Origin of the sequence: Streptomyces sp. NBC_01591, from assembly GCF_035918155.1 — a bacterium.
In the GTDB taxonomy this organism is placed as follows: domain Bacteria; phylum Actinomycetota; class Actinomycetes; order Streptomycetales; family Streptomycetaceae; genus Streptomyces.
This window is the reverse complement of the sequence record NZ_CP109327.1, coordinates 3,361,251-3,385,692: the sequence shown is the minus strand read 5'-3', so window position 1 is coordinate 3,385,692 and position 24,442 is coordinate 3,361,251. Positions and strand designations below refer to the sequence as shown.

Annotated in this window: 20 protein-coding genes, 2 tRNA genes and 1 pseudogene; 12 read left to right on the top strand and 11 right to left on the bottom strand. The window is 68.5% G+C overall.

Annotated elements, in window-relative coordinates:
- Positions 1-191: 191 nt before the first annotated feature.
- A tRNA-Cys gene (locus tag OG978_RS15780) sits at positions 192-266 on the bottom strand.
- Between the two features lie 976 nt (positions 267-1,242).
- Here OG978_RS15780 and OG978_RS15775 point away from each other — a divergent pair.
- The 4 genes and pseudogenes from OG978_RS15775 to OG978_RS15760 all read left to right on the top strand — a co-directional run bounded on the left by OG978_RS15775 (position 1,243) and on the right by OG978_RS15760 (position 6,789).
- Positions 1,243-2,622, top strand: coding sequence for an IS1380 family transposase (locus tag OG978_RS15775; protein WP_326763650.1), 1,380 nt, complete (start codon positions 1,243-1,245; stop codon positions 2,620-2,622).
- Positions 2,623-3,129: 507 nt separating this feature from the next.
- A pseudogene (locus tag OG978_RS15770) lies at positions 3,130-3,565 on the top strand (hypothetical protein).
- Between the two features lie 19 nt (positions 3,566-3,584).
- The gene (locus OG978_RS15765; protein WP_326765841.1) at positions 3,585-5,984 is read left to right on the top strand and encodes a hypothetical protein; all 2,400 of its coding nucleotides are present in this window, start codon (positions 3,585-3,587) and stop codon (positions 5,982-5,984) included.
- A 46-nt stretch (positions 5,985-6,030) separates the two neighbouring features.
- Complete coding sequence (locus OG978_RS15760; RefSeq protein WP_326765840.1) at positions 6,031-6,789, top strand: hypothetical protein; 759 nt, start codon at positions 6,031-6,033, stop codon at positions 6,787-6,789.
- 110 nt (positions 6,790-6,899) lie between these two features.
- On the opposite strand, the gene OG978_RS15755 is transcribed toward OG978_RS15760, so the two are convergent.
- Positions 6,900-6,971: transfer RNA gene (locus tag OG978_RS15755), tRNA-Cys, on the bottom strand.
- 208 nt (positions 6,972-7,179) lie between these two features.
- On the opposite strand from OG978_RS15755, the gene OG978_RS15750 reads away from it, so the two are divergent.
- From OG978_RS15750 to OG978_RS15735, 4 genes are all read left to right on the top strand, one after another.
- Positions 7,180-8,673 carry an MFS transporter gene (locus tag OG978_RS15750; RefSeq protein WP_326765839.1) on the top strand — a complete coding sequence of 498 codons (1,494 nt, stop codon included), beginning with the start codon at positions 7,180-7,182 and terminating at the stop codon, positions 8,671-8,673.
- A gap of 40 nt (positions 8,674-8,713) precedes the next feature.
- Entirely contained in the window at positions 8,714-8,914 is a 201-nt protein-coding gene (locus OG978_RS15745; RefSeq protein ID WP_073738190.1) for a ribbon-helix-helix protein, CopG family, read from the top strand.
- Positions 8,911-9,300, top strand: coding sequence for a type II toxin-antitoxin system death-on-curing family toxin (locus OG978_RS15740; protein ID WP_326765838.1), 390 nt, complete (start codon positions 8,911-8,913; stop codon positions 9,298-9,300). The genes OG978_RS15745 and OG978_RS15740 overlap by 4 nt, the downstream gene beginning before the upstream one ends.
- Positions 9,301-9,450: 150 nt before the next feature.
- Positions 9,451-11,232 carry a DEAD/DEAH box helicase gene (locus OG978_RS15735; protein ID WP_326765837.1) on the top strand — a complete coding sequence of 594 codons (1,782 nt, stop codon included), beginning with the start codon at positions 9,451-9,453 and terminating at the stop codon, positions 11,230-11,232.
- A 124-nt stretch (positions 11,233-11,356) separates the two neighbouring features.
- Here the strand turns inward: OG978_RS15735 and OG978_RS15730 are convergent, their stop codons facing one another.
- On the bottom strand, positions 11,357-11,887 hold the full coding sequence (locus OG978_RS15730; RefSeq protein ID WP_326765836.1) for a hypothetical protein: 531 nt from the start codon (positions 11,885-11,887) through the stop codon (positions 11,357-11,359).
- Positions 11,888-12,179: 292 nt separating this feature from the next.
- Here OG978_RS15730 and OG978_RS15725 point away from each other — a divergent pair, with 292 nt between their 5' ends.
- The 4 genes from OG978_RS15725 (at position 12,180) to OG978_RS15710 (ending at position 17,899) form a co-directional block, all read left to right on the top strand.
- Entirely contained in the window at positions 12,180-13,796 is a 1,617-nt protein-coding gene (locus OG978_RS15725) for a hypothetical protein (protein ID WP_326765835.1), read from the top strand.
- A gap of 161 nt (positions 13,797-13,957) precedes the next feature.
- On the top strand, positions 13,958-15,928 hold the full coding sequence (locus OG978_RS15720) for a hypothetical protein (RefSeq protein WP_326765834.1): 1,971 nt from the start codon (positions 13,958-13,960) through the stop codon (positions 15,926-15,928).
- Positions 15,929-16,263: 335 nt separating this feature from the next.
- Positions 16,264-16,905, top strand: a complete 642-nt coding sequence (locus OG978_RS15715) for an IclR family transcriptional regulator (protein WP_124723277.1) — start codon at positions 16,264-16,266, stop codon at positions 16,903-16,905.
- A 205-nt stretch (positions 16,906-17,110) separates the two neighbouring features.
- Positions 17,111-17,899, top strand: a complete 789-nt coding sequence (locus OG978_RS15710) for a YlbL family protein (RefSeq protein WP_326765833.1) — start codon at positions 17,111-17,113, stop codon at positions 17,897-17,899.
- Here the strand turns inward: OG978_RS15710 and OG978_RS15705 are convergent.
- From OG978_RS15705 to OG978_RS15670, 8 genes are all read right to left on the bottom strand, one after another.
- Positions 17,829-19,181, bottom strand: coding sequence for an MFS transporter (locus tag OG978_RS15705; protein ID WP_326765832.1), 1,353 nt, complete (start codon positions 19,179-19,181; stop codon positions 17,829-17,831). The two genes, OG978_RS15710 and OG978_RS15705, sit on opposite strands and share 71 nt — an antisense overlap.
- The gene (locus tag OG978_RS15700; RefSeq protein WP_326765831.1) at positions 19,178-19,375 is read right to left on the bottom strand and encodes a hypothetical protein; all 198 of its coding nucleotides are present in this window, start codon (positions 19,373-19,375) and stop codon (positions 19,178-19,180) included. The genes OG978_RS15705 and OG978_RS15700 overlap by 4 nt, the downstream gene beginning before the upstream one ends.
- 46 nt (positions 19,376-19,421) lie before the next feature.
- Positions 19,422-20,030, bottom strand: a complete 609-nt coding sequence (locus tag OG978_RS15695) for a winged helix-turn-helix domain-containing protein (protein ID WP_326765830.1) — start codon at positions 20,028-20,030, stop codon at positions 19,422-19,424.
- A gap of 89 nt (positions 20,031-20,119) precedes the next feature.
- Entirely contained in the window at positions 20,120-21,100 is a 981-nt protein-coding gene (locus OG978_RS15690) for a glycine betaine ABC transporter substrate-binding protein (protein WP_326765829.1), read from the bottom strand.
- Positions 21,100-21,999 (bottom strand): ABC transporter permease, encoded by a 900-nt coding sequence (locus OG978_RS15685; RefSeq protein ID WP_326765828.1) that lies wholly within the window; start codon positions 21,997-21,999, stop codon positions 21,100-21,102. Before OG978_RS15685 ends, OG978_RS15690 begins: the two co-directional genes overlap by 1 nt.
- Positions 21,996-23,267, bottom strand: a complete 1,272-nt coding sequence (locus OG978_RS15680; RefSeq protein WP_326765827.1) for an ABC transporter ATP-binding protein — start codon at positions 23,265-23,267, stop codon at positions 21,996-21,998. The genes OG978_RS15685 and OG978_RS15680 overlap by 4 nt, the downstream gene beginning before the upstream one ends.
- Positions 23,260-23,907: an ABC transporter permease gene (locus tag OG978_RS15675; protein WP_326765826.1), complete on the bottom strand. Its 648-nt coding sequence runs from the start codon at positions 23,905-23,907 to the stop codon at positions 23,260-23,262. The genes OG978_RS15680 and OG978_RS15675 overlap by 8 nt, the downstream gene beginning before the upstream one ends.
- A 15-nt stretch (positions 23,908-23,922) precedes the next feature.
- Complete coding sequence (locus OG978_RS15670; RefSeq protein WP_189545155.1) at positions 23,923-24,396, bottom strand: Lrp/AsnC family transcriptional regulator; 474 nt, start codon at positions 24,394-24,396, stop codon at positions 23,923-23,925.
- Positions 24,397-24,442 lie beyond the last annotated feature (46 nt).

Below are 24,442 nucleotides of genomic sequence, written 5' to 3'. Positions count from 1 at the left end.
GGAAGTACCCCGTCCTTGTCGAACTCGGTGAATCCGAGCCGGTACCCGAAGACGTCGTCGATCGCCGCGAAGCGCTGAAGCAATTCATCAACGGTTTCGCACCGTCCGCGCTCAAGGCCCAGGGGTGTTCCTGAAAAACGCAGACGCCCGCCCGGCGCGACAGATGACGCGTGCTGGGCGGGCGTATTGCGTGGAGGCCGTGACCGGATTCGAACCGGTGTAACTCGAGTTGCAGTCGAGCCCCTGAACCACTCGGGCACACGGCCGTGTGTTCCTCGTCGTGGTTCGACCGTAGGGCCGGGTGTCCGCGCTGCTCAAGGGTGCGGGCGGGCCGCAACGCGACTGCCATGCCGCGTTCACGATCGGGGGCTGTCGCCGCCCGCGCGGCACGTCGCGGTCCTACGACCAACGTACAAGCGGCGGACCGTCTCGCGACAGGGGTCAAATTAGATCTTGCCCCTTACTCTTGGGCTCGTGGGCGCCCTGGAGCCACGAGGCGCCGGTACCCGGTACCGACGCATCCGTCGTCGTGCGCATCCACCTCACCGGCCACGATCGCGGCGGTACCCCCGGCTACTCCTCGTCGCAGTCGCCCAGTACGCCGGAGAGGTGCTGCTCGATGGGGTTGCCCAGCTCGTCTCCGGTGCGGAACAGTCCGTGCACGGCGCCCATTGTGTAGATGGCCTCCTCTGTGTCCCCTCCGGGCATCCTCACGCAGGGGTTGTCGATGGCCCCTGGCGGATCCGCCTCCCGGAACAGGGATGGCGGGTCGGCGCCCTTCACGGCGAACAGCTCGAACTTTCACACCGCCCCCTGGGTGCGGCAAACCACTTCCCCCATGTACCAGCATGCCCCTTGAAGGAATGCGTCGCGTCGTGCTGTGAGGGTCTCCGCGTCGCTGTCGTGCTGGCTGCGGATGGGGTCTTCCAACGCGTCCAGGGACTACGGGGAGATGTCCCATGTCCCGGGGGTGTTGGTGTCCTCGGCCTATTGCTCGAAGCTCTGGGCGCGTTCGGTCAGCCACGCCGGCAGGTCGAGGTGGGTCTGCGGGTCGACGCCGTGGTCTGTGTGATCAGCCATCCCGTCCACTGTGGAGAGCCTCTCTGGCAGCAGGAGCTAACCTCGCGCTTTCATGAGCGTGCTCGTCCATGCCTTGATCAAATAAGCAGAGAGTGCTTCTGACCTGCAACGATGGGACTTGTCTAGGGTCCTGTTGGCTGCACGGAAAGAAGCACTCTCCAGGTGAGTAAGCGTATCGGGTTGTACCCACGTGTCCGCGTCGAGGGCGGCGGCAGAGGGGCGGTCTCGCAGGCCGGGGCGGTGCTGCTGGTCGAGACGGTCCGCACGTTGGGCCTGGACGATGCGATATCGGCGGCGCTGGCGCCCTGGCGCAAGCCGCGGACGATGCATGATCCGGGCAAGGTCCTGCTGGATATCGCACTCGCGACGGCTCTGGGCGGGGACTGCCTCGCTGATGTCGCCATGCTGCGGGCCGAGGCCGACGTGTTCGGTCCAGTGGCATCGGACCCCACGGTCTCCCGGCTCATCGACGCGCTCGCCGCGGCCGGGCCGAAGGCGCTCACCGCGATCCGCGCGGCACGAGCCGAAGTGCGCACGCGAGTATGGGAGTTGGCCGGTGAAGACAATCCGGCCGCCGGTGGCAGCGTGATCGTGGACATCGACGGCGTGCTGGTGCTTGCGCACTCCGAGAAGCAGGACGCCACCGCGACCTGGAAGAAGACCTTCGGTCACCATCCGCTCGTTGCGTTCGTCGACCACGGCCAGGCCGGTTCCGGGGAACCGGTGGCCGCGCTGCTGCGGCCTGGCAACGCAGGCTCCAACACCGCGAGCGATCACATCGAAACCACCCGCCTCGCCCTGGCCCAACTGCCCAAACACCTGCGGCGGGGACGGCAGACGCTGGTCCGCACCGACTCCGCCGGCGGCACCCACGCCTTCCTCGACTGGCTCTCCCGCCGCGGCCGGTGGCTGTCCTACTCGGTCGGAATGACCATCACCGACGCCATCCACCAGGCTGTGCTGAAGATCCCGAAACGGGCCTGGACACCAGCCTACGACTCCGACGGCACCGAACGGCCCGGCGCCTGGGTCGCAGAGATCACCGACATGCCCGACCTGAGCACCTGGCCCAAGGGCATGCGGCTGATCGTCCGCAAGGAACGGCCACACCCCGGCGCCCAGTTGCGCTTCACCGACGTTGACGGGCTGCGACTGACCTGCTTCGCGACCAACACAAAGGGCGGCCAGCTCGCCGACCTCGAACTGCGTCACCGCAGGCGGGCCCGCTGCGAGGACCGCATCCGAAACGCCCGCGATACCGGCCTGCGCAACCTGCCCCTGCACGACACAGCCCAGAACCGGATCTGGCTGGAGATCGTCTCCATCGCGCTCGACCTCCTCGCCTGGATGCCGATGCTCGCCCTGACAGGCGAAACCCGCCGTTGGGAGCCGAAGCGCCTCCGCCTCCGCTTGTTTTCCGCCGCCGCCCAGCTCGTGAACACCGGCCGCCGCCGCTGGCTCCGCCTGGCCGCCCGATGGCCCTGGACATCCGTGATCACCAGCGCCATGGACCGGCTCCAGGCCCTACCGAACCCCGGCTGACCAGTAAATTCACCCGTCCCAACAACCTGCACGACCACCCCGGGAGTGGAACCCGGCGCCCACCCGACGCGACAACCGGGCCACCAACATGCCCTCGCACATCCGCAACAGCAAAACGGCCCGACGGAAGAACCGACGGACCGTCATGCAAGATCGAGGCTAACTGCCCGCCCTGTCAGCCCAGTTGGCACGCCGCTCCTCAACAACCTGAAACCAGCCCACGCTTTGCCTGCCGGGCCATTCCGGTTGCAACTCACCTACGACTTGGGATAGTCGGGGCGCACATCGGCGTGCGGAGTGGCCTTCATTTCGAGGGTGTCGGTGGTCCTGGTGGGGCGCGGCGAGGAGCCAACGAACGGTAGATATGGGTGCCCTTGGTTTCCATTTATTCGGTTTCGCGAGAAAAGTGAGCACCTCCCGGGGCGCATCGGCTGAAGCTGAGCGGCTAGCGCGAGTGTCGGTGAAAATGGCTTCGACGGCATCCAGGAATAGGTAACGGGGGAATTCGTGACGTTCGACGCAGAGTGGGCGGCGCTTCGTGCAGAATCGACGCAACAAGGTCGATATGCGGCTCAACGGGGTCGCGGGCGGCACTGGTGGCCAAGCCGGTCCCGCCAACGCTGATCTGGCGGTCAATCAAGACCACTTGGGTGCCATTGGGCATGATGCGTACGGTTTGCGCACCCGGCTTTCCAAGGATGGTGACCGCGCTCGGCCCGCGACCTTCGAAGCGGCGATCGCGCTCACCAATGGCAACTTCTCCAGCGGGACAGGTCTGTTGAAGGTCCACGATCGGTGGAACACGCACCTGAAGACGCTTCTTGATGCCTGCGCGCAGATTTCGAACCACCTTGACTACAGCAAGTCCGCTCATGCGAAGGACGATGTGCAGATCGGTGGCGATCTGATTTCTGTTTCAAAGCTCAACGAGTACCTGAAGTAGGGCGTGGGGGAACAGGGACATGCTGAAGTTCGAGGACATCGTCGATGCGCCCGTGGGCAAGCTGAAGACGGCGGCTGACGACTGGTCGAAGATGGTCACCGATCTTGACCGGCTGGCCGACGACGCTCAGGAAGGCATGAAGGTCAAGGCGGACAAGGCCGAATGGGAGGGCGCCAACGCGGGTGTCACCAGGGGGTTCATCACCAAGACGGCCAATGAGTTCAAGGACGCCGCGGCCGAAGCCAAGGGTGTCAAGCAGATCCTCGAAGACGCCCACACGGCCATCAAGAAGGCCAAGGACGACCTGATCAGCATCCGCGACGACGAGGGGCCGGCAGCTGGTATCCATGTCGACGCCAAGGGCAAGGTCACTGCGCGGCACCCGGTGGCGGAGACCCCGGCGGCCGGGCACGATCCCGACTACCCCACAATGCTCCAGCAGGAGCGGAGGAACATCGAGTCGTGGCAGAAGAAGATCGACCTCATCGTCGACAACTGCAATGACACCGACGTGTCCTTCAAGAACTCCCTCGAAGTAAATGTCACCAACCGCAAGGACTTCACCGCCCCCAAGTACACGAAGATGGACCAGGAAGAGGCCGCCCGGGCCGCCCGCCTGGCCGCCAAGGGCCGCGATCTCACGCACAAGGAGCTCCAGGCCCTCAACGAGCTACTGAAGGACAACAGTGAGTCGGCGGAGTTCTCGGAGAACTTCTACAAGAAGCTCAGACCGGAGGGGGCGCTCGCGTTCTTCGGGCAGCTCTCGACGGACACGTACGAGGAAGGAAAGCTCGACAAGGAGCGGCTCAAGGACGTCCAGGACCTCCAGAAGAATCTCGGCCTCAACCTGGCAATGGCCTCCCAGGACAAGGAGTTCACCGCCGAGTGGGGACCCAGTCTGCGCAAGCTCGGCACGGAGCGCATCCCCGTCATGGCGTACGAGCCCAGTGCCGGGAGGATCGACCCCAGCGGAGGGCCGTTCGGCTATCAGCTGCTCGGCGGCATCATGCGGTACGGGAACTACGACGCGAAGTTCCTCAACCCGATCGCCGAGCACGTGGCCCAGTTGCACCAGAAGGATCCGCTCAGGTTCAACGCGAACAACGTGGTGAACAGCCTGGCCAAGGACCCGTTCAATCCGTCCGGTCTCAACGGCGCCGGCTACGACCCGACCATCTCCATGCTGGAGGCGTTGGGGCACAGCCCGGACGCGGCCAAGCGCTTCTTCACGGATGACCCGACCGCCTACAACGAGGACGGGACGGACGACAAGGGGTCGGCGGCGGACCTCGGCATAGATAAGAATGACAATTCAGTCGCGAACTATCTCGACTTCTTCGGAGATGAGAAGTGGAAGTCCTTCTCGGACGTTGACATGGGGGACCTCAGAGAGAAGGAGGAGTCGTCCGAGTACATGCCGGACGCGCTCGGGCACGCATTGGAGGCGGCGACCCTCGGATATCCGTATGACAGTCCCAACGCCGGTGTCGTGCGGGACGCGGACAATGCAGAGGTCATGCGGAAGGTCATGGAGAAGTACAGCGAGGACGCGAAACTGGCCAAGCAGCAGGAGGCGTTGACCGACAGCTTGGGGACCATGGGTGCCGGTTATATTGACGACATCAACTGGTCACTGGACCAGAACAAGAAAAACAGCCTCTTTGTGCCCGGCGAGAACCCGGACGGTCATTTGAAATTCTCCGCCACGAACGATGAGGATGGGCGTCGCATTGCGAGGAAATTCCTGAGTGTCCTGGGTCACTACCCGGACGCGTACGCGTCGGTGAGCGCTGCTGAGCAGGTGTACACGAGTAGTGCGCTTGAGGCGCAGGTGAGTGCGGACGGCGATATCGATGCGGGTGGCGTCCGAAGGGCGGTGAAGATCGGATCCGAAGTCCAGGGCATCCTGGACCAGTCACGTGCGGATCAGATCGAGGCAACGAACCTCAAGACCCATGAGGACTACGAGAAGGCGGCGGAAAAGCGGTCCGGCTGGGTGGAGTTCGGCGGCACCGCCGCGCTCGGCGCCGGAGTGGCGACAGCCGCGTTCTTCCTTCCTGCCGCGCCGGTCGTCGGCGCCGGCGCACTTCTGATTCCCCTCTTCACCGACACGGCGACCGGAGCCGTCGAGCAGGTCATCGGAGATGTAGTGGGAGGCATGGGAGAGAAAGCGATCGATGAGAACAAAGAGAAGTTGGAAGATCTCACGGCCACGGAAAAGGAAGCCGTGTACACGGCCGGCGAGATTTATGCGGAGACTCCGGTCGAGGAGTTCACCTCGCGACACAAGGAGAGGATCGAGAGGCTGGACGCCAGGACGGGCGGTTCATTGGCCGAGGATCTGGATGACTCAAGGCTCATTGGTTACGAGGCCGGGAACCTTCGTGCGCGGGTCCAGGGTGTCGAGCCGGAGGCATGATCTGTGCGCATGGTGCGAGTCGAGTGGCTGACGGTGGTAGGGCGGCTTGAACCAGGCGGCACTGCGTGAAGAGTCGCGAGTGTTGGCGGTAATGGACGATTGCGAAGCGGCGGATGGGGTGGACCGGATGCGGGACGGGCGAAATGAGTGTGTGCGGGTGCGGCGATCGCTGATGGCTGCTGGGCTGGTTCTGGCTTTGGGGGCCGGGGGGGTGGCGTGTGCTTCAGGCGAGGAGGAGCACGCGGATTTCGTCGGGGCCGGTGAGGTATGTGGTGGTCTGTTTGCTGGTCCGTTGGCGGAGATGGTTGAGAAGGTGACGGAGGAAAAGGTCTTCTTCTGGCGGGATGCGAAGGGCATGGAGAGAACGGTCGCGGCGCTCAAGGAGGGTTATGAGTCCGGCCGTCCATGGGCTTCGGGAGGCGATGTCTGCGAGTTGGTTCCTAAGGGCGGCAGGCTGGGTGACGATGGAGAAATCGGATACTCCATGTACGCCCCGCAGGACGTGGAGGATTACGGACCCCCGGCCGGTGGTGAGTTGTACACCATGGGTGTGCAGTCTTCGGTAAGGCGAGGTGGTGCAAATCTTTACTTCGAGTGCGTGAGTCCCCAGTTGAAGGGTTCGGAAAAGACGCCGCTGCGGATTCAAGGCGGCTTCGGGCGCGGGAAGAGCGACGCACCCGATACACGCGAGTACCGCAATATGAATATGAAGATCCTGCATGCCGTTACGCTCAAGCTGGTGAAGGAACTCGAATGTGAGAACAACGGCGGTCTGCCGAAGACCCCCGTGCTCACACCGAAATAGTGAGCCCGGCCATGGCGACAGGATCTGGGCCGTGGTACCGAGGTGACGCGCCTGAACGTACGGAACGGCCGCCCCTTGCGCCATGGGAGCGGCCGTTCGGTGTTCCTCGGAGGCCGTGACCGGATTCGAACCGGTGTAACTCGAGTTGCAGTCGAGCCCCTGAACCACTCGGGCACACGGCCGTGTGTTCCTCGTTGTGGTTCGACCGTAGGGGCGGGTGCGCGGGGCGCTCAAGGGTGTGGGGCGGGCTGCAATGCGACTGCCATGCAGCGTTCACGATCGGGGGCAGCGGCGTCCGTGCGGTGCGTCGCGGTCCTACGACCAACGGATGAGCGGGGGACCGCCTCGCGACAGGGCCCAAGTGAGATTTTGCCCCTTACGCTTGGGCTCATGAGTGCCTTGGAACCGCGTGACGGCGTCGACGTCCCGCCCCTAGCCGCGGACACAGCGGATGCCGCCGTTGCCACCGAGTCCGAGTCCGAGTCCGGATCCGGAGAAGGGGTGCTCGGGCGGACCTACCGGGCCCTCAGCGTCGGCATCGTCTCCGTCGTGTTCCTGATCGCCTTCGAGGCGACCGCTGTGGGGACCGCGATGCCGGTTGCCGCGCGTGAGCTGCACGGTATTTCGCTGTACGCGTTCGCGTTCTCCGCGTACTTCACGACCAGCCTCTTCGCCATGGTGCTCTCCGGGCAGTGGGCGGACCGGCGCGGTCCGCTGGGGCCGCTCGCCGCCGGGATCAGTGCGTTCGGGGCGGGGCTGCTGCTCTGCGGGACCGCCGGGACCATGTGGATCTTCGTCGCGGGGCGGGCCGTTCAGGGGCTCGGCGGCGGGCTGGTGATCGTGGCGTTGTACGTGGTGATCAGCCGGGCCTATCCGAAGCGTCTGCAGCCGTCGATCCTGGCCGCGTTCGCCGCGAGCTGGGTGATCCCCTCGATCGTCGGGCCGCTCGCCTCCGGGAGCGTGACCGAGCACCTGGGGTGGCGCTGGGTCTTCGTCGGCATCCCCGTCCTCGTGGTGTTCCCGCTGGCGCTCGCGCTGCCCGCGATCCGGCGGCGGGCGTCCGGGCCGGCCGATCCCTCGGCGCCCGTCGAACCGTACGACCGGCGGCGCATCCTGCTCGCGCTCGGGATCTCGCTGGGCGCGGCGCTGCTCCAGTACGCCGGGCAGGAGCTGAACTGGTTCGCGCTGCTGCTGGCGGCCGTGGGTGTCGCTCTGCTCGTGCCCGCCGTGCGCGGGCTGCTGCCCCCGGGGACCGCGCGGGCGGCGCGCGGGCTGCCCTCGGTGGTGCTGCTGCGCGGCGTGGCGGCCGGGTCGTTCATCGCCGCCGAGTCGTTCGTGCCGCTGATGCTGGTGACCCAGCGCGGACTCAGCCCGACGATGGCAGGGTTCTCGCTCGCGGCCGGGGGCGCGACCTGGGCGCTCGGTTCGTACGTACAGTCCCGGCCGCGCCTGGAGCCGTACCGGGAGCGCCTGATGGTGGGTGGCATGGTGCTGGTCGCCGCGGCGATCGCGGCCGCGCCGTCCGTGCTGATCGACTCGGTGCCGGTCTGGACGGTGGCCGTGGCCTGGGCTTTCGGGTGCTTCGGCATGGGCGTGGTGATCGCGTCGACGAGCGTGCTGCTGCTGAAGCTGTCGGCGCCGGAGGAGGCGGGGGCCAACTCGGCCGCCCTCCAGATCTCCGACGGGCTCTCGAACGTGCTGCTGCTCGCCGCGGGCGGAGCGGCCTTCGCGGCGCTCGGCGGCGGCACGGTGGGGGCCGTGCACGACGCGGCGGAGGCGGGGGCCACCGGGTCTCATCCGGGGGCGTTCGCGGTGGTCTTCCTGCCGATGGCGGGGGTGGCGCTGGTGGGGGCATGGGTGGCGGCCAGGGTGCGGACCCGATAGTTGGTACCAGTCTGGCCCCACTGGGTGGTACCGTTTTGGTATGGCCATGAACCTGCGTCTTCGTGATGATCAGACCGAAGCCCTCAAGCAGCGTGCGGAGCAGGAAGGGACCAGCATGCACGCCATACTGCTCCAGGCCGTGGACGACTACCTGGCCAGGACTGCTCAGCAGGCCATCGTCCGCAAGACGGCCAAGGAGCAGGCGGCCAAGTGGGGCGAGCTCATGGAGCGGCTCAAGTGACCTGTGTCTACCTGACCTCCGAGGACATCCTCGTCATCGCCGAACATGCCTGCTCGGACATGCACATCGTCGTGCGCGATGCCGGGCTCCTCGAATCGGCGGCGCACCGTCCGTCCGCAGCAATGTTCGGCGAGGAGGCGTACCCGGACGTGATCGACAAGGCTGCCGCGCTCCTGCAGTCCTTGGCGATCAATCACCCGTTCTTCGACGGCAACAAGCGCACGGCCTGGCTGTCGTGCGTGACCTTTCTGGCGATGAACGGGGTGGATCTGCATCCGGACATCGATGCCGCGGAACGCCTGGTCATCGCGGTGGCCACCGGCGAAATGGACGAGGTGAAGACCATCTCCCAGGGGTTGCGCGAACTGGTCGTCGAGGGCGTGTGACAGCCATCGCAATTCCGTGTGGGGCGGCGTAGTTCGAGGCGGTTCACGCGCCACCCCCCGGTAAGGTGGCCCGGTTGTCGTATCGCGTGCGGGTCCGTCCCGGCCGTGCGGACAGCGCCCCACGTACCCGAGAGACCCGAACCGGAGACCGTGACTACTACCGCCTCCCACCACCTCTCACCCGCCTTTCCCGGCCGCGCCCCCTGGGGCACGGCCGGCAAGCTGCGAGCCTGGCAGCAGGGCGCCATGGAGAAGTACATCCAGGAGCAGCCGCGCGACTTCCTCGCGGTCGCCACCCCCGGCGCGGGGAAGACCACCTTCGCGCTGACCCTCGCGTCATGGCTGCTGCACCACCACGTCGTGCAGCAGATCACCGTCGTCGCGCCGACCGAGCACCTGAAGAAGCAGTGGGCCGAGGCAGCGGCCCGGATAGGGATCAAGCTCGACCCCGAATACAGCGCGGGTCCGCTGAGCAAGGAGTACGACGGCGTCGCGGTCACCTACGCGGGCGTCGGCGTCCGGCCGATGCTGCACCGCAACCGCTGCGAGCAGCGCAAGACCCTCGTCATCCTCGACGAGATCCACCACGCCGGTGACTCGAAGACCTGGGGCGAGGCGTGCCAGGAGGCGTTCGACCCGGCCACCCGGCGGCTCGCGCTCACCGGTACGCCGTTCCGGTCCGACACCAACCCGATCCCCTTCGTCGTGTACGAGGAGGGCAACGACGGTATCCGGCGCTCCTCGGCCGACTACACCTACGGCTACGGCAACGCGCTCGCCGACGGCGTCGTCCGGCCCGTGATCTTCCTCAGCTACAGCGGCAACATGCGCTGGCGCACCAAGGCCGGTGACGAGATCGCCGCCCGGCTCGGCGAGCCGATGACCAAGGACGCCATCGGGCAGGCCTGGCGCACCGCGCTGTCGCCCACCGGCGAGTGGATCCCCAATGTGCTGAGCGCCGCCGACAAGCGGCTGACCGAGGTGCGCAAGGGCATCCCGGACGCGGGCGGACTGGTCATCGCCACCGACCAGGAGTCGGCGCGCGAGTACGCCAAGATCCTCAAGCGGGTCACCGGCGAGAAGGCCACCGTGGTCCTCTCCGACGAGAAGGCCGCTTCGAAGAAGATCGACAAGTTCAGCGAGGACGAATCCCGCTGGATGGTCGCGGTCCGCATGGTGTCGGAAGGCGTCGACGTGCCGCGCCTCGCCGTGGGTGTGTACGCCACCACCATCTCCACGCCGCTGTTCTTCGCGCAGGCCGTCGGGCGTTTCGTGCGCTCGCGCAGGCGCGGCGAGACCGCTTCCGTCTTCGTACCGACCATTCCGATGCTTCTCGACTTCGCCAACGAGATGGAGGTCGAGCGGGATCACGTCCTCGACAAGCCCAAGAAGGGCAGCGACGAGGAGAACCCGTTCGCGGAGGAGGACAAGCTCCTCGCCGATGCCGAGCGGCTGGAGGACGAGGAGACCGAGGAGCAGCTCCCCTTCGAGGCCCTCGAATCCGACGCGGTCTTCGACCGGGTGCTGTACGACGGTGCCGAATTCGGCATGCAGGCGCACCCCGGCAGCGAGGAGGAGCAGGACTACCTGGGGATTCCCGGGCTGCTGGAACCCGACCAGGTGCAGCTGCTGCTCCAGAAGCGGCAGTCCCGGCAGATCGCGCACAGCCGTCAGAAGCCGGCCGCGGCGGCCGACCTGCTGGAGAAGCCGGCCGACGCGCGGCCGGTGGTCACGCACAAGCAGCTGCTCGGGCTGCGCAAGCAGCTCAACACGATGGTGTCGGCGTATACGCACCAGAGCGGCAAGCCGCACGGAGTGATCCACACCGAGCTGCGGCGGGTGTGCGGCGGACCGCCGAGCGCGGAGGCCACGGCCGGGCAGATCCAGCAGCGGATCCAGAAGGTCCAGGAGTGGGCCACCCGGATGAAGTGAGCCGGGCCCGGGCAGGGGCGGGGCGTGCTGGTGCCGGCCCGGGGCGGGGACAGCGGTCCTCGCCCCGGGCCGGCGTCGTTCGTGCGGATCTCGTGCGGATGAGGGGGCGCTGCCGGACGGACGGCTACCAGACGAACGGCGCGGACTGGTTGGTCGTGGCCACGCACGGAACCGTGGCCGATGTCGGGGACGAGGCCACGATCTGCAGTGACCAGTTGGTGGCGCTCGGGGGAGCGGGCAGCACCACGGAATTCGTGCTGTCACCCGCCGCCAGGGTGCCGGAGGTGAGCTTCAGCGGGCCCAGGGTGATCGGGCTGCCGCCGCTCATGCCGGGGTTGGTCTTCCCGGAGAACTGCACCTGACTGGTGACGCCGCCCGAGGTCTTGGTGAGTTTGAGCGTCGTCGTGATGCTGTTCGGGTCGGCGCTGGTACCGGCCGGCATGGTGATCGCGGTGGACGTGATCTTGATGGTCTTGGACGTGCCCGAGTCGGCGGCGGTCAGGGTGGCGAGCCCGCTGCCCCAGGCCCCGCAGTCGTACGTGGCCGTCGCGGTGAGCGGACTCACCGCATGGGCTGCCGGAGCCAGGGCGAGCGCGCCGGCCACGGAACAGGCCGCGGCCAGTACCAGTGGGATGTGTCTTCGATTCGACGACATGACGGGGGGTACTCCTTCCGGTTCTGAATTCCGCAGATTCACCGAAGAGCTGAAGAGCTGAAGAGTGGATCTGCGTGCCGGGCCCGGCATGTCGGGTGCAGTGAAACTGTGATCTTCAGAGAAGTCAAGAGATGTCAACAGGCACACCTGAAATTCTCGCGGAAATGCTTTTCAGGCATTTCGGATAAGGATCAGTCAATTCTCTCTTGACTTCTCCGCACGTGACCTCCTCAATGTGCGCAACCAATGGGCCATGGAGGGGTGTCTGGTGATACGACGACGAAGACCCGGCGTGACCGGTCTGCTCGCTGCCTGCTTCGTGATGTCGCTGAGCTGCGCCGGGGCCACCGCCCAGGCCGCGCCACCGGCCGGAGGGCAGGCGGCCGGTACGGTCACCCCGACCGTCCACTGCACCCTGCCCGCGGGCCAGGGCGAGGCGACCGGGCCGCAGCAGATGACCGTCGAGCTGTCGCCCGCGGTCGTCGCCCCGGGCGGGAAGGTGCACGCCAAGGTCACGCTCGGTCCGTCCCCCGCCACCAGCGGCCTCGCCCTGGACGATGTGCCGACCATCCCCAGCCTCGACCTCGTGATGTCCGGCGCGGCGACCGGCACCGTCACGGTGCGGGGTGCCGAGTTCACCATGGACATCCCGGCCGGCACGCCCATCGAACTCCCGCCGTACGAGGGCGACTTCCTCGTCCCCGCGGACGCCTCCGGGGACATCTCGTTCGCCCCGGTCCGTACGCTGACGCAGACCAAGGTGCTCGGTTCGGTCTTCGAGACGCCGTGCGACGTCGTCGACGGCGGCGGCAGCATCGGCACCGTCACGGTGGAGGGCACCGGTTCCGAGCCCGCCACCCTGAGCGCGCCCGCCGACCCCGTACGCCCCAACACCGCAGTGACACTGGGTGGTTCGGGCTGGACGCCGGGCGGTACGCCGGTGCCCTCGCTCTGTGCGGTGGGCGGTGGCGGCTGCGATCCGCTGAAGTTCAGCGGCAACACGCTCGCCATCGGCGGCGACGGGACGCTGAACGGCACGGCCACCCTCGCGGAGGCCGGTGCGGTGCCGGACGGTGCGTACGAGGTGAAGGTCAACGACGGTACGAAGGAGGCCACGGCCCCCCTCACCGTCAGGGCCGTCGCGGCCGGCGACCGCGAGATCTCGCTGTCGGCGAGCAGTGGTCCGGTCGGCAGTGTGATCACGGTCAGCGGCAAGAACTACAACCCGGACCGCTGGATCAATGTCCTCGGCCTCGACGCGAAGGGCACCGGGCTCGACGACAGCGCGGTCTACGTCAAGAGCGGCCCGGACGGCACCTTCGCCGTCGAGTTCACCGTGGTCTCCGACGCCGTAGTCGCCGTCCAGGCCGACGAGGGCAACGACCCGGCGACCGTACGCACCGCCCCGTTCACCGTCTCCACAGGTGGGGGCGGGGGCGGCGGCAGCGCCGACCAGAAGCTGAACACCTCGGTCAGGGCCGGGACGCTGTCCATGGTCCAGGACGGTGACACCGTCGACTTCGGTACGACGGTCCTGGGCACCGGCAGCGGTGTGCAGCGCTCCCGGCTCAACCGGGTCGAGGTGGAGGACGCCCGCGGCGTCGACAGCGGCTGGTCCCTGACCGCCACCCTCACCGGTTTCACCGGTACCGACGGCGGCACCATCCCGGCCGACGCCGTCCGGTGGACGCCCAGGTGCACGGCGCAGAGCGGCAGCGTGGGGGTGCCGGTGGCCGGATCGCCCGCCGCGCTCGGGAGCGGGGCGGCGAGCCTCTGCCGGATGGATCCGGACGGCTCCCGCCCGTTCACCGGCGGCCGGTTCGACGCCGACGCCGATCTCACCCTCACGGTTCCCGGATTCACCCGGCCCGGAGATTACAGCGCCACCCTGACACTCACTCTGCTCTGAGATCCGAGAGCAGGCAGGGGAGAGACCCGGAGACGCCCGCCTGCTCCGTATCGCAATGGAGCAGGCGGGCGTCGCCATTTCGAATTCGGAGATTCCCGTAGTCACGGAGGAGCCGCATGTCCGTACGGCCGAGATCGAGAAGAACCGAAAGACCGGGTGCGGTGTTACGCCGTGCCGTGGCCCTCACCGCCGGGGCCGTGCTCGCCTGGACCGGTGGCACCGTCGCACTCGCGGCCGTCGCCGAGGCCGGCACCGTCACCCCGACCGTCCACTGCACCCTGCCCGCCGGACAGGGTGAGGCGACCGGGCCGCAGCAGATGAGCGTCGACCTCTCGCCGTCGATCGTCGACCCGGGCGGCAAGGTGCACGCCAAGGTCACGCTCGGCCCGTCCCCCGCCACCAGCGGCCTCAGCCTGAACGACGTACCCACCACGCCCAGCATCGACTTCGCCATGTCCGGCGGCGCCACCGGCACGGTCACCGTCACCGGCCCCCAGGTCAACCTCGACATCCCGTCCGGCAAGCCGATCGAAATCCCGCCGTACGAAGGGGACTTCATCATCCCCGCCGACGCGAGCGGCCCGATCTCCTTCACCCCGGTGCGCAATCTGACGCGTACGAAGGTGCTCGGCTCCACCTATGAGACCCCGTGCGACGTGGTGAGCGGCGGCGGCTCCATCGGCACGGTGACCGCCGAGGGCACCGCGGGCCATCCGGCCACCCTGACCGCCCCCACCACCGCCGTCCGGCCGTCCACCGGCGTCGCCCTGTCCGGCAGCCTGTGGACCGTCGGCGCCACTCCCGTACCGTCGCTGTGCGCGGCGGACGGCGGTGGCTGCGACACCGGCAAGTTCGCCTCCAGCACCCTCGCGATCAGCGGTTCGGGGGAGCTGAGCGGCAGCGCGGTGCTCGCCGCCGCGGGCGCCGTGCCCGACGGCTCGTACCTGGTGAAGGTCGGCGACGGTACGAAGGAGGCGACCGCGCCCCTGACCGTCAAGGCGTATCAGCCCGCCGGGCCACGGGCCATCGCGCTCTCCCGCGCCGGTGCGCCGGTCGGCAGCGTCATCCAGGTCACCGGCAGCAACTACTTCCAGGACCGGTGGATCAACACCATCGGCCTGGACGCGAGCGGGACGACGCTCGACGACACCGCCGTCTATGTGAAGAGCACCCCCGACGGCACGTTCAGCGCCGATTTCACCGTCTCCGACCCGGCCATCGCCTCGATCCAGGTCGACGAGGGCAACGATCCGGCCACCGTGCTGACCACACCGTTCACCGTGACCGACGCCTCCGCGACGCTCACCGCGGGCGCGGCGAAGGTGAAACCCGGCGGAACGATCGCCCTCTCCGGCGGCGACTGGCCGACCGGCACCACGCCCACCGCCGCGCTCTGCGGAGCCGACGGCGGCTCCTGCGACAGCGCCCGGATCAGCGGCTCCACCCTCCGGATCGGCGCCGACGGGACGCTCGCCGGTACGGTCACCGTCGCCGGATCCACTCCGCGTGCCGAGTACGCGCTCCAGGTCACCGCCGGGGGAGCGCAGGTCCTCACCCCGCTGACCGTCGCCCCGTCGTTCATCGTGCTCACCCCTTCGGCTGGCCCGAAGGGCACCGCCGTCACCGTCATCGGGCAGGGCTTCGCGAAGGTCGCGACCGTGTCCATCGTCGGGCTGCGGGCCGACGGATCGCAGACGTCCGACCCGGCGAGGACGAAGGTGGTCGGGCTGGACGGGGCGTTCTCGCAGACCTTCAGGGTCGACGCCGCCGACACCGTGGCCATCCGGGTCAAGGAGGTCCTCGTCAACCCGCGTACGGAGACGGCGGCGTTCACCGTCCAGGACGGGACCGTCCCCGCCGGACCGTCCTTCGCGCTCTCGCCGCCCGAGGGACCCGTCGGCACGGCGGTCCAGGTGACCGGCCGCGGATTCGCCCCCGTCGCCACGGTCTCGGTGACCGGCCGCACCGCGGACGGGAAGCGGACCGCCGACCCGTACGTCACCCGGGTCATCGGGCTCGACGGCACCTTCGCCCTCGACTTCACCGTCCGCGACCCGGCGACGAAGTCGATCCGGGCCTGCGAGGTGCTCGCGAACGGAAAAATTGTGCAACAGTCGTTCACCGTGAGTTAACGGCTGTTCACTTCCGGTGCGCGAAGTGCCGTGAAGGCGTCGGCCGACCTGGACGCGCGTAGACCTCCGGGTTTCGGCCGACGCCGCGCTGACCGGCACTTATGCTGCTTCAAGACAACCTTGCCTCCGGCGACGCCCGGATTCTGGACGAGGTCTTCCGCTGAGCGGACTCGCTCGCTACTGTCCCAAAAAATGAACGCCCCGTGGCAGAGCCGCTCCGGGGCGCAGCCGGTGCCTGGTTAGGCCGGCGGCCTCTCCGTGTGTCGCCGCTGGGACCGGCGGCGCACATTCCGTGGGAACCAGCCGCTGCCGCTCATCACAGAGGAGAGGGCGTCGTGACCGCGGAAACCTCCCAGACGCTCGACCGGGGCCTGAGGGTCCTCAAACTGCTTGCCGACACCGACCACGGCCTGACCGTCACCGAGTTGTCCAACAAACTCGGTGTCAACCGGACCGTCGTCTACCGTCTGCTCGCCACCCTGGAGCAACATGCCCTGGTACGGCGTGACTTGGGCGGCCGGGCCAGGGTGGGCCTGGGCGTGCTGCGGCTGGGCCGCCAGGTGCATCCCCTCGTACGCGAAGCGGCACTGCCCGCGCTGCGGTCGCTCGCCGAGGACATCGGGGCCACCGCCCACCTCACGCTGGTCGACGGCAGCGACGCGCTGGCCGTCGCGGTCGTCGAGCCGACCTGGACCGACTACCACGTGGCCTACCGGGCCGGTTTCCGCCATCCGCTGGACCGGGGCGCCGCGGGCCGGGCGATCCTCGCCGCCCGCCAGAAACCGGTCGGCGAGACCGCCTTCACCCTCACCCACGGCGAGCTGGAGGCCGGGGCGAGCGGGGCCGCGGCGGCGCTGGTGGGGGTGACCGGGGTCGAGGGCAGCGTGGGCGTGGTGATGCTCGCGGACTCCGTACCCGAGCGCGTCGGCCCCCGCGTGGTGGACGCGGCCCGCGAGGTGGCGGACGCGCTCCGGTAGCGCGGGCTTGGCGGGGCCTTGCCAGGGGCCTGGCGCGCCGGGAGCCCCTGTCGCCCCGGCCCCCGCCGCACGGGTTCCGCCCTCGAACGCCGGGCGGGCTGAAAAGATGCCCTCAATCGCCGGGCGGGCTGGATGCACCACCGGGCGGGCCGGGTGTGGCCCCGGGGCGGGGCACTCAGTAACCGGGGCCGGTTAGATTGGGCGGGTGCTCACTCGTCTCTCGCGCCCCCGCACCCTCGCCCTGTGCGCCCTGCCCGTCCTCGCCCTGTTCGGCGTGGCCGCCTTCGCGCCGCTGCCGTTCACCCTGGCGCAGCCCGGCTCGACCGCGAACGTGCTCGGGGAGGATCACGGCACGCCCGTGATCAGCATCAAGGGCGCGCCGACCCGCCCTACCGAGGGCGAGCTGCGGATGACGACGATCGTCGCGACCGGGCCCACCGCCGATGTCGGCATCGGTGATGTGATCGACAGCTGGTTCCGTACGGACCGGGCGGTCCTGCCCCGCGACTCCGTCTACCCGACCGGTGGCTCCGAGAAGGAGATCGAGAAGCACAACCTCGACGACATGCGGAAGTCGCAGGACTCCGCGGTCGACGCCGCCCTGAACTACCTCGGGAAGAAGCCCGGCTCGGTCGACGTGACCCTGAATCTCGCCGATGTGGGCGGACCCAGCGCCGGTCTGTTCTTCGCGCTCGGCATCGTCGACAAGCTCGACGGCGACGGCTCCGGCGGCGACCTCACCGGTGGCCGCACCATCGCGGGCACCGGCACGATCGAGGCGAACGGCGAGGTCGGCGCGGTCGGTGGGGTGTCGCTGAAGACCCAGGCCGCGCGCCGCGACGGGGCCACCGTCTTCCTCGTGCCGAAGGCGGAGTGCAGGGAGGCGGGCGCGGAGCTCCCCGAGGGGCTGCGGCTGATCCCGGTCACGACCCTGAAGAGCGCGGTGTCCTCGCTCCGGGCGCTGGAGCAGGGGCACAAGGTCCCGAGCTGCTGATCTCCGCGGCCGGTGAGGGTACGGGCGCGCGGCCCGCCTCCCCCACCGCCCCGTCCATCGTGCGCCACGCTGGGAACACCAGCGGGCTCAGCGTCGCCAGCAGGTACACCCCGCCCATCGCCAGCAGCGCCCCCTTCACGCCCGCGCTCTCCACCAGCAGGCCGGCCGCGAGACCACCCACCGGCATGGCCAGTTCGCAGCCCGCCGTGCTGACCCCGGAGACCCGGCTGCGCAGCTCGTCGGGGACCGTTCCGTAGATCACCGTCGTCAGGATCGGGTTCAGCACCCCGCCGGCGAGACCGCTCAACGCCATGGTCACGGCGAGCGGCAAGGTCGTCCCGGTCAGTGCCGCGACCACGTACCTGGGCGCACCGCACAGCACCACGCACACCGTGAACACGGCCCGCCGCGAGAAGCGGTGCCCGACCGCCCCGTACAGCAGCGCCCCGGTCAGCCCGCCCGCGCCGAACAGTGCGGTGAGCAGCCCGATGTCCCCGGCCCCGCCCAGTTCGGCGGCGGCGTGCACCGGCAGCAGGACGGCGTACCAGCCCTGGTCGGTGCCGTTCATGAACAGGACCATCACCACGACCGCCAGCAGCAGCCGGTTGCCCAGCAAGTAGGCGAAGCCCTCGCGCAGTTCGGTGCGGTACGCCCGCAGCGAGACCGGCGCCGCGGCCTTGCGGGGCTCGGCCGCGCGCACCCCTCGTACGCCCGCCGCGATCAGCAGCGCGGACGTCAGGAACGTCGCCGCGTCCAGCAGCAGCACGGTCTCCGCGCCGACGAGCGCGATCAGTACGCCGGCCAGCGCCGCCCCGACCATCCGGGCGCCGCGCGAGACGGCGTCGAAGAGGCTCGCGGCGCGGGCGAGGGTGGTGCCCGCGTGCTCGGCGAGATCCGGCACCAGGACGTAGCGCGCGGTGTTGCCCGGGGTGTGCGCGAGCCCGCCGACCGCCATCAGCGCGCACAGCATCCAGAAGGCGAGGGCGTCCGTGTAGTGCAGCAGTGGAATGGCGGCGACGGCGAGGCCGCACACCAGGTCGGAGGCGACGGAGACCCGGCGCCGTCCGATCCGGTCGATGACGGGACCGCCGATCAGGGCGGAGACGACGATCGGCAGGGTCGCGCAGAAGGCGACGACACCGGCCCGGCCGGCGCTCCCCGTGGTCTCCAGGACGAACCACGGCACCCCGATCAGGGTGAGTGAAGTACCGGCCGTGGATATGGAGTTGGCGGACAGTACGGCGACGAGCGGGATACGGCTGCGGCCCCCCTGGCCGTTCACGCCGTACGGGTTGCGACGGAGATGCGGCCGGGGTGGCGGGGCAGGATGCGCAGCCCCAGCTCGACCAGACCCCATCCCAGTCGGGTGCGCAGCCCGGCGCGCGGCGTGGTCGGCGCGAGGTGGAACTCCGTTGCGTGCTGCCGTAGTTCGGTGGAACGCAGACTGTGCAGAAGCAGATGCGTGTCGGAGTGCATGACGGTGTCCTTCCGTTCAGGAGGGGCTCGTTGCCCGCGGGGCTGGTTACTCCGGGGGACGCGGGAAGAGGTGCACATGGCTGCGGACGTTGGCCGATCCCTCGGTGCCTTCCGGGACCCGGCCCCGGTAGCTCTCGATGAGGTCGTGGATCTTCCGGATCAGCTCCTCGGAGAGATCCGGCGTGAGGCGCACCTTGAAGTCGCTGACGTCCCAGCCGTGGCGCCACTCCTCGGGCCATTCGCGCATGGTGCCGATCCAGGTGTTCAGCTCCTGGGCGTGCGTGGTGGCCATCTCGTGGAGTACGACGTCCACCGCACCGCGCACCTCGGGGTCCGGGTGGCTCAGGAATCTGCCGCTGTCGAAGACGGTGCCCCGGTGCGCGGCCCGCCACCAGCGCTCGCGGCCCTTGCCGCGTTCCGGGTCGTCCTCGACGAAGCCGTACGCCGCCAGTTGCCTGAGGTGGTAGCTGGTGGCGCCGCTGGACTCGCCGAGCCGGTCCGCGAGGCGGGAGGCGGTGGCAGGGCCGTACTCCCGCAGGGCGGCCAGCAGGCGCAGCCGCAGGGGGTGGGCCAGCCCGCGCAGGGTGCGGGCATCGACCGTGTGGATGTTCTCGGTTTCGGCGGGGGTCTCGGCGCCGTCCTCTGTTGCGGGCATGCGTAGACCATAGAGTTGCAAAACTCTCTTTGCAACAGGTTCTTTGCAACAAAACCTTTGCGAGGAGACTTCTCGGCCCACTCCTGGGCTCACCCCTGCTTGATGAACCCCTCCTGGATCAGCCAGTCCTTCGCCACCTCGTGCGGGTCCTGCCCGTCCACGTCCACCTTGGCGTTGAGCACCTGGGCGACCTCGGTGGTCAGCTTCTTGCTGACCGGGTCGAGCAGCCCGGCGATCTGCGGATACTTCTCGAAGGTCTTGGTGTGGATGACCGGCGCCGCGTTGTAGTTGGGGAAGAAGTGCTTGTCGTCCACGAGCACTTCGAGGTTCATCGCCTTGATCCGGCCGTCCGTGGTGAACACCTCGCCCAGCAGGCAGGAGTCGGACTTCGACACCTGGGTGTAGATGATTCCGGCGTCCATCTTCTTGATGCTGGCGGCCGGGAGCGACATCCCGTACGCCTTCTCCATGCCCGGCAGCCCGTCGTCGCGCGAGGCGAACTCGTTCTCCACGCAGATCGTCACCGCCGACGGGTCCTTCTTCGCCAGCGCCGCGACGTCGGAGAGCGTCTTCAGGTGGTACTTCGCGTTGTTCTTCCGGCTGATGGCGAGCGCGTAGGTGTTGTTGAGCGTGGACGGCGTCAGCCAGGTCACGCCTGTTCTGCGGTCCTCGCCGCGGACCGCCGCCCACTGCTCGAGCGGGTCGGGGATCGGCTTCGCGTGGCCCAGGTAGGTGATCCAGCCGGTGCCCGTGTACTCGTACATCGCGTCCGCGTCACCCTTGACGATCGCCTCGCGCGCACTGATCGAGCCGGGCAGGTTCGTCCGGTCCAGGACCTCCGCGCCGGCGGCCTTGAAGACCAGGCCGATCATCTGGCCCAGGATGATGTTCTCGCTGAAGTTCTTCGAGGTGACGGTCAGCGAGGCACCGTCCAGCGGCTGCCCCCGGCCGACCGAGCCCGGCACCACGTCGTCCACCATCGGCGAGCCGCTCTTCAGCCCGCACCCGGAGAGCAGCAGCGCCAGCGCCACCGCCCCCACCAGGCCGGCACGCACCTTCCGCGGACCCATCACCCCACCTCCAGTCCGCGCGGCGTCAGCGCCACCTCGACCAGTGAGGCCAGCCAGTCCACCAGCAGCGCCAGCACCACCGTCAGTACGGAACCGAGCACCAGCACCGGCATCCGCTGGGTCTGGATGCCCGACGTGATCAGGTCCCCGAGGCCGCCGCCACCGACGAAGGTGGCCAGGGTCGCCGTGCCGACATTGAGCACCAGCGCCGTGCGCACACCGGCCAGGATCAGCGGGACGGCGAGCGGCAGTTCGACCTTGGTGAGCGTCCCCGTCGACGACATGCCGATGCCGCGCGAGGCCTCGATCAGGTTCGGTTCGATCGCCTTGAGACCGGCCACCGTATTGGAGAAGACCGGCAGCACTGCGTAGATCACCATGCCGATGATCGCCGTCGAGGGCCCGATGCCCAGCCAGATCACCAGCAGCGCCAGCAGACCGATCGCCGGTGTCGCCTGCCCGATGTTGGCGACCGCCGTGACCACCGGGGCGCCCTTGCGCAGCCTGCGCCGGGTCAGCGCGATCCCCAGCGGAATGGCGATGATCAGCACCCAGAACGTCGAGATCGCGGTCAGCCGCACATGCTGCCACCAGCGCAGCTGCACATTGCCGCCGGTCAGCGAGTTCCGCGCGATCGAGTCGAGATGGACATTGGTGATCCACAGATACGTGATGGCCAGCACGATCACGAGCGCGAGAGGCATCAGCACCAGCTTGCGCCAGGTGAACCGGCGCGGCGGACCGGCCGGTGGCGGGGCCGGCTCCTCCTCCTCGTCCCGGAAGGCATGGCCCTTGACGTCGTGCTCGCCGGGCGGGCGGTCCTTGTCGGAGGAGGGCGTGGGGGGCCCGGAGCGTGCCCGGGGGGAGGATTCGTGGTTCAACGGTGAGTGGGGAGTCATGAGCCCGGACCGCCCTCCAGTTCCGCCTCGGTCTGGTGGCTGCGCATCTCCTCCAGGTCGTGCTGGTGCTCGATGGCGGCGAGCCGGTCGGCCTCCAGCAGTTCATGGACGGAGTTCATCAGGGTCTGCATGTCGACGACCCCGATGAACTCACCGCGCCGTCCGGTCACCGCGACCCGCCCGCCGCTGTCGGTCAGCACCGCCTCCAGCGCGTCGTGCAGCGTCGCGTCGCGCGTCACCGTGTCGTGGACCAACTGCCCGGCACGCGCCAGCGAGCCCCGGGCCCGCATCAGGTCGCCGCGCCGCAGCCACTTGTACGGGCGGTTCCTGCGGTCAAGCATCAACAGCTCGTTGTGCAGGCTGCTGCGCAGCTTGTTGAAGATCGACTGGAGCGGGTCGTCGACCGTCACCGTCGGGAACGCGACCATCTCCACATCCCGTACGCGGGTGAGGTTGAGCCGTTTCAGCGCCGCACCGGCCCCGACGAAGCCCGAGACGAAGTCGTCCGTCGGGTTGGTGAGGATCGCCTCCGGGGTGTCGAACTGCGCGATGTGCGAACGCTCCCGCAGCACGGCGATCCGGTCACCCAGCTTGATCGCCTCGTCGAAGTCGTGGGTGACGAAGACGATCGTCTTGTGCAGTTCGTGCTGGAGCCGGATCAGCTCGTCCTGGAGGTGGTCGCGGGTGATCGGGTCGACCGCGCCGAACGGTTCGTCCATCAGCAGCACCGGCGGATCGGCCGCCAGCGCCCGCGCCACGCCCACCCGCTGCTGCTGACCGCCGGAGAGCGCGCGGGGATAGCGCCCGTGGAACTCCCGGGGATCGAGCCCCACCAGATCGAGCATCTCCTCGACCCGGTCCTTCACCTTCGACTTCGACCAGCCGACCATCTTCGGTACGAGGGCGATGTTCTCGGCGACCGTCATGTGCGGGAAGAGCCCGGACGACTGGATCGCGTATCCGATCTTGCGGCGCAGCTTCACCGGGTCGATGTCGGTGACGTCCTCGTCGTTGATCCTGATCCGCCCGGACGACGGCTCGATCAGCCGGTTGATCATCTTCAGGGTGGTGGACTTCCCGCAGCCGGACGGGCCGACGAAGATCACTGTCTCGCCGGCCTTGATGTCCATCGAGACGCTGTCCACCGCCGGGCTCGGATTGCCCGGATAGTGCTTGGTCAGGTCCTCCAGGTGGATCGTGGCACCGGACGTGGTCTTCTTCGTTCCGGCGCTGTCGGCGTCCGTGCTCCCGGTGGCGGTCTCAGACACGAATCCCCCTTGGAATGGTGAGCCGCCCGAGCAGTACGTACGCGGCGTCGAAGAGCAGGGCGAGGATGACGATGCCGAGCGTGCCCGCGAGCACCTGATTGAGCGCGTTGGCGCTGCCCAGCGAGGCGATGCCGCGGAAGATCTCGTTGCCCAGGCCGGGGCCCGAGGCGTACGCGGCGATGGCGGCGATGCCCATCAGCATCTGTGTGGAGACCCGGATGCCGGTGAGGATCGGCGGCCAGGCGAGCGGCAGTTCCACCCGGCACAGCCGGGCCAGCCGTGACATCCCGATGCCCTTCGCCGCGTCGACCAGCGCCGGATCGACGCCGCGCAGCCCCACGATGGAGTTGCGGACTACGGGCAGCAGCCCGTACAGCGTCAGGGTGATCACCGTGGGGGCGACGCCGAGGCCGACGAGCGGGATGAGCAGACCGATCGCGGCGAGGGAGGGGATGGTGAGGATCGTCGCGGTCGAGGTGATGGCCAGTGACCCCGCCCATCCGCTGCGGTAGGTGACGACCCCGATCAGGATGCCCAGCAGGGTGGCGATGACCATGCACTGGAACACGGCGCTGACGTGCTGGTACGCGTCGGTGAGCAGCTGTTGGTGCCGGTTGCCCAGGTACTCCCAGAAGCTCACGCGTCACTCCTCGGCTCAGTCGTTGTCCTCCGCGGCCTGCTCGACGAGCGGGATGATCCGCAGCGGGACCGGGTTCTCCATGACGATGGCCGTGGAGGCCCGGACGATGCCATCAAAACCGACAACCCGGTCGATCACCCGTTGGAGATCGGCGTTGGAACGCGCGACGAGGCGGCAGAGCATGTCGCCGTGCCCGGTGGTGGTATGCAGCTCCAGCACTTCCGGTACGCCGGCCAAGTGGGCCCGTACGTCGGCTCCTTGACCCTGCTTGATCTCCAGCGTGGCGAACGCGGTGACGGGGTAGCCGAGCGCCGCCGGATCGACCGCCGGGCCGAATCCGCGGATGACTCCATTCGACTGAAGGCGGTCGAGGCGAGCCTGCACCGTGCCGCGGGCCACGCCGAGCCTGCGCGATGCCTCCAGTACGCCGATGCGTGGCTCACGGGCCAGCAGCACGATGAGCCGCCCGTCCAGATGATCGATCGCCATGGTCTTCTCCGGAGGGGTCGACGTGGTGGTCATCATGTACAGATAG

Coding starts and splice junctions, on each gene's coding strand:
- OG978_RS15670 (WP_189545155.1), bottom strand. CDS start 24,396: ATGGCGATCGATCATCTGGACGGGCGGCTCATCGTGCTGCTGGCCCGT.
- OG978_RS15700 (WP_326765831.1), bottom strand. CDS start 19,375: ATGCACTCCGACACGCATCTGCTTCTGCACAGTCTGCGTTCCACCGAA.
- OG978_RS15730 (WP_326765836.1), bottom strand. CDS start 11,887: ATGTCGTCGAATCGAAGACACATCCCACTGGTACTGGCCGCGGCCTGT.
- OG978_RS15745 (WP_073738190.1), top strand. CDS start 8,714: ATGGCCATGAACCTGCGTCTTCGTGATGATCAGACCGAAGCCCTCAAG.
- OG978_RS15765 (WP_326765841.1), top strand. CDS start 3,585: ATGCTGAAGTTCGAGGACATCGTCGATGCGCCCGTGGGCAAGCTGAAG.
- OG978_RS15690 (WP_326765829.1), bottom strand. CDS start 21,100: ATGGGTCCGCGGAAGGTGCGTGCCGGCCTGGTGGGGGCGGTGGCGCTG.
- OG978_RS15750 (WP_326765839.1), top strand. CDS start 7,180: ATGAGTGCCTTGGAACCGCGTGACGGCGTCGACGTCCCGCCCCTAGCC.
- OG978_RS15685 (WP_326765828.1), bottom strand. CDS start 21,999: ATGACTCCCCACTCACCGTTGAACCACGAATCCTCCCCCCGGGCACGC.
- OG978_RS15695 (WP_326765830.1), bottom strand. CDS start 20,030: ATGCCCGCAACAGAGGACGGCGCCGAGACCCCCGCCGAAACCGAGAAC.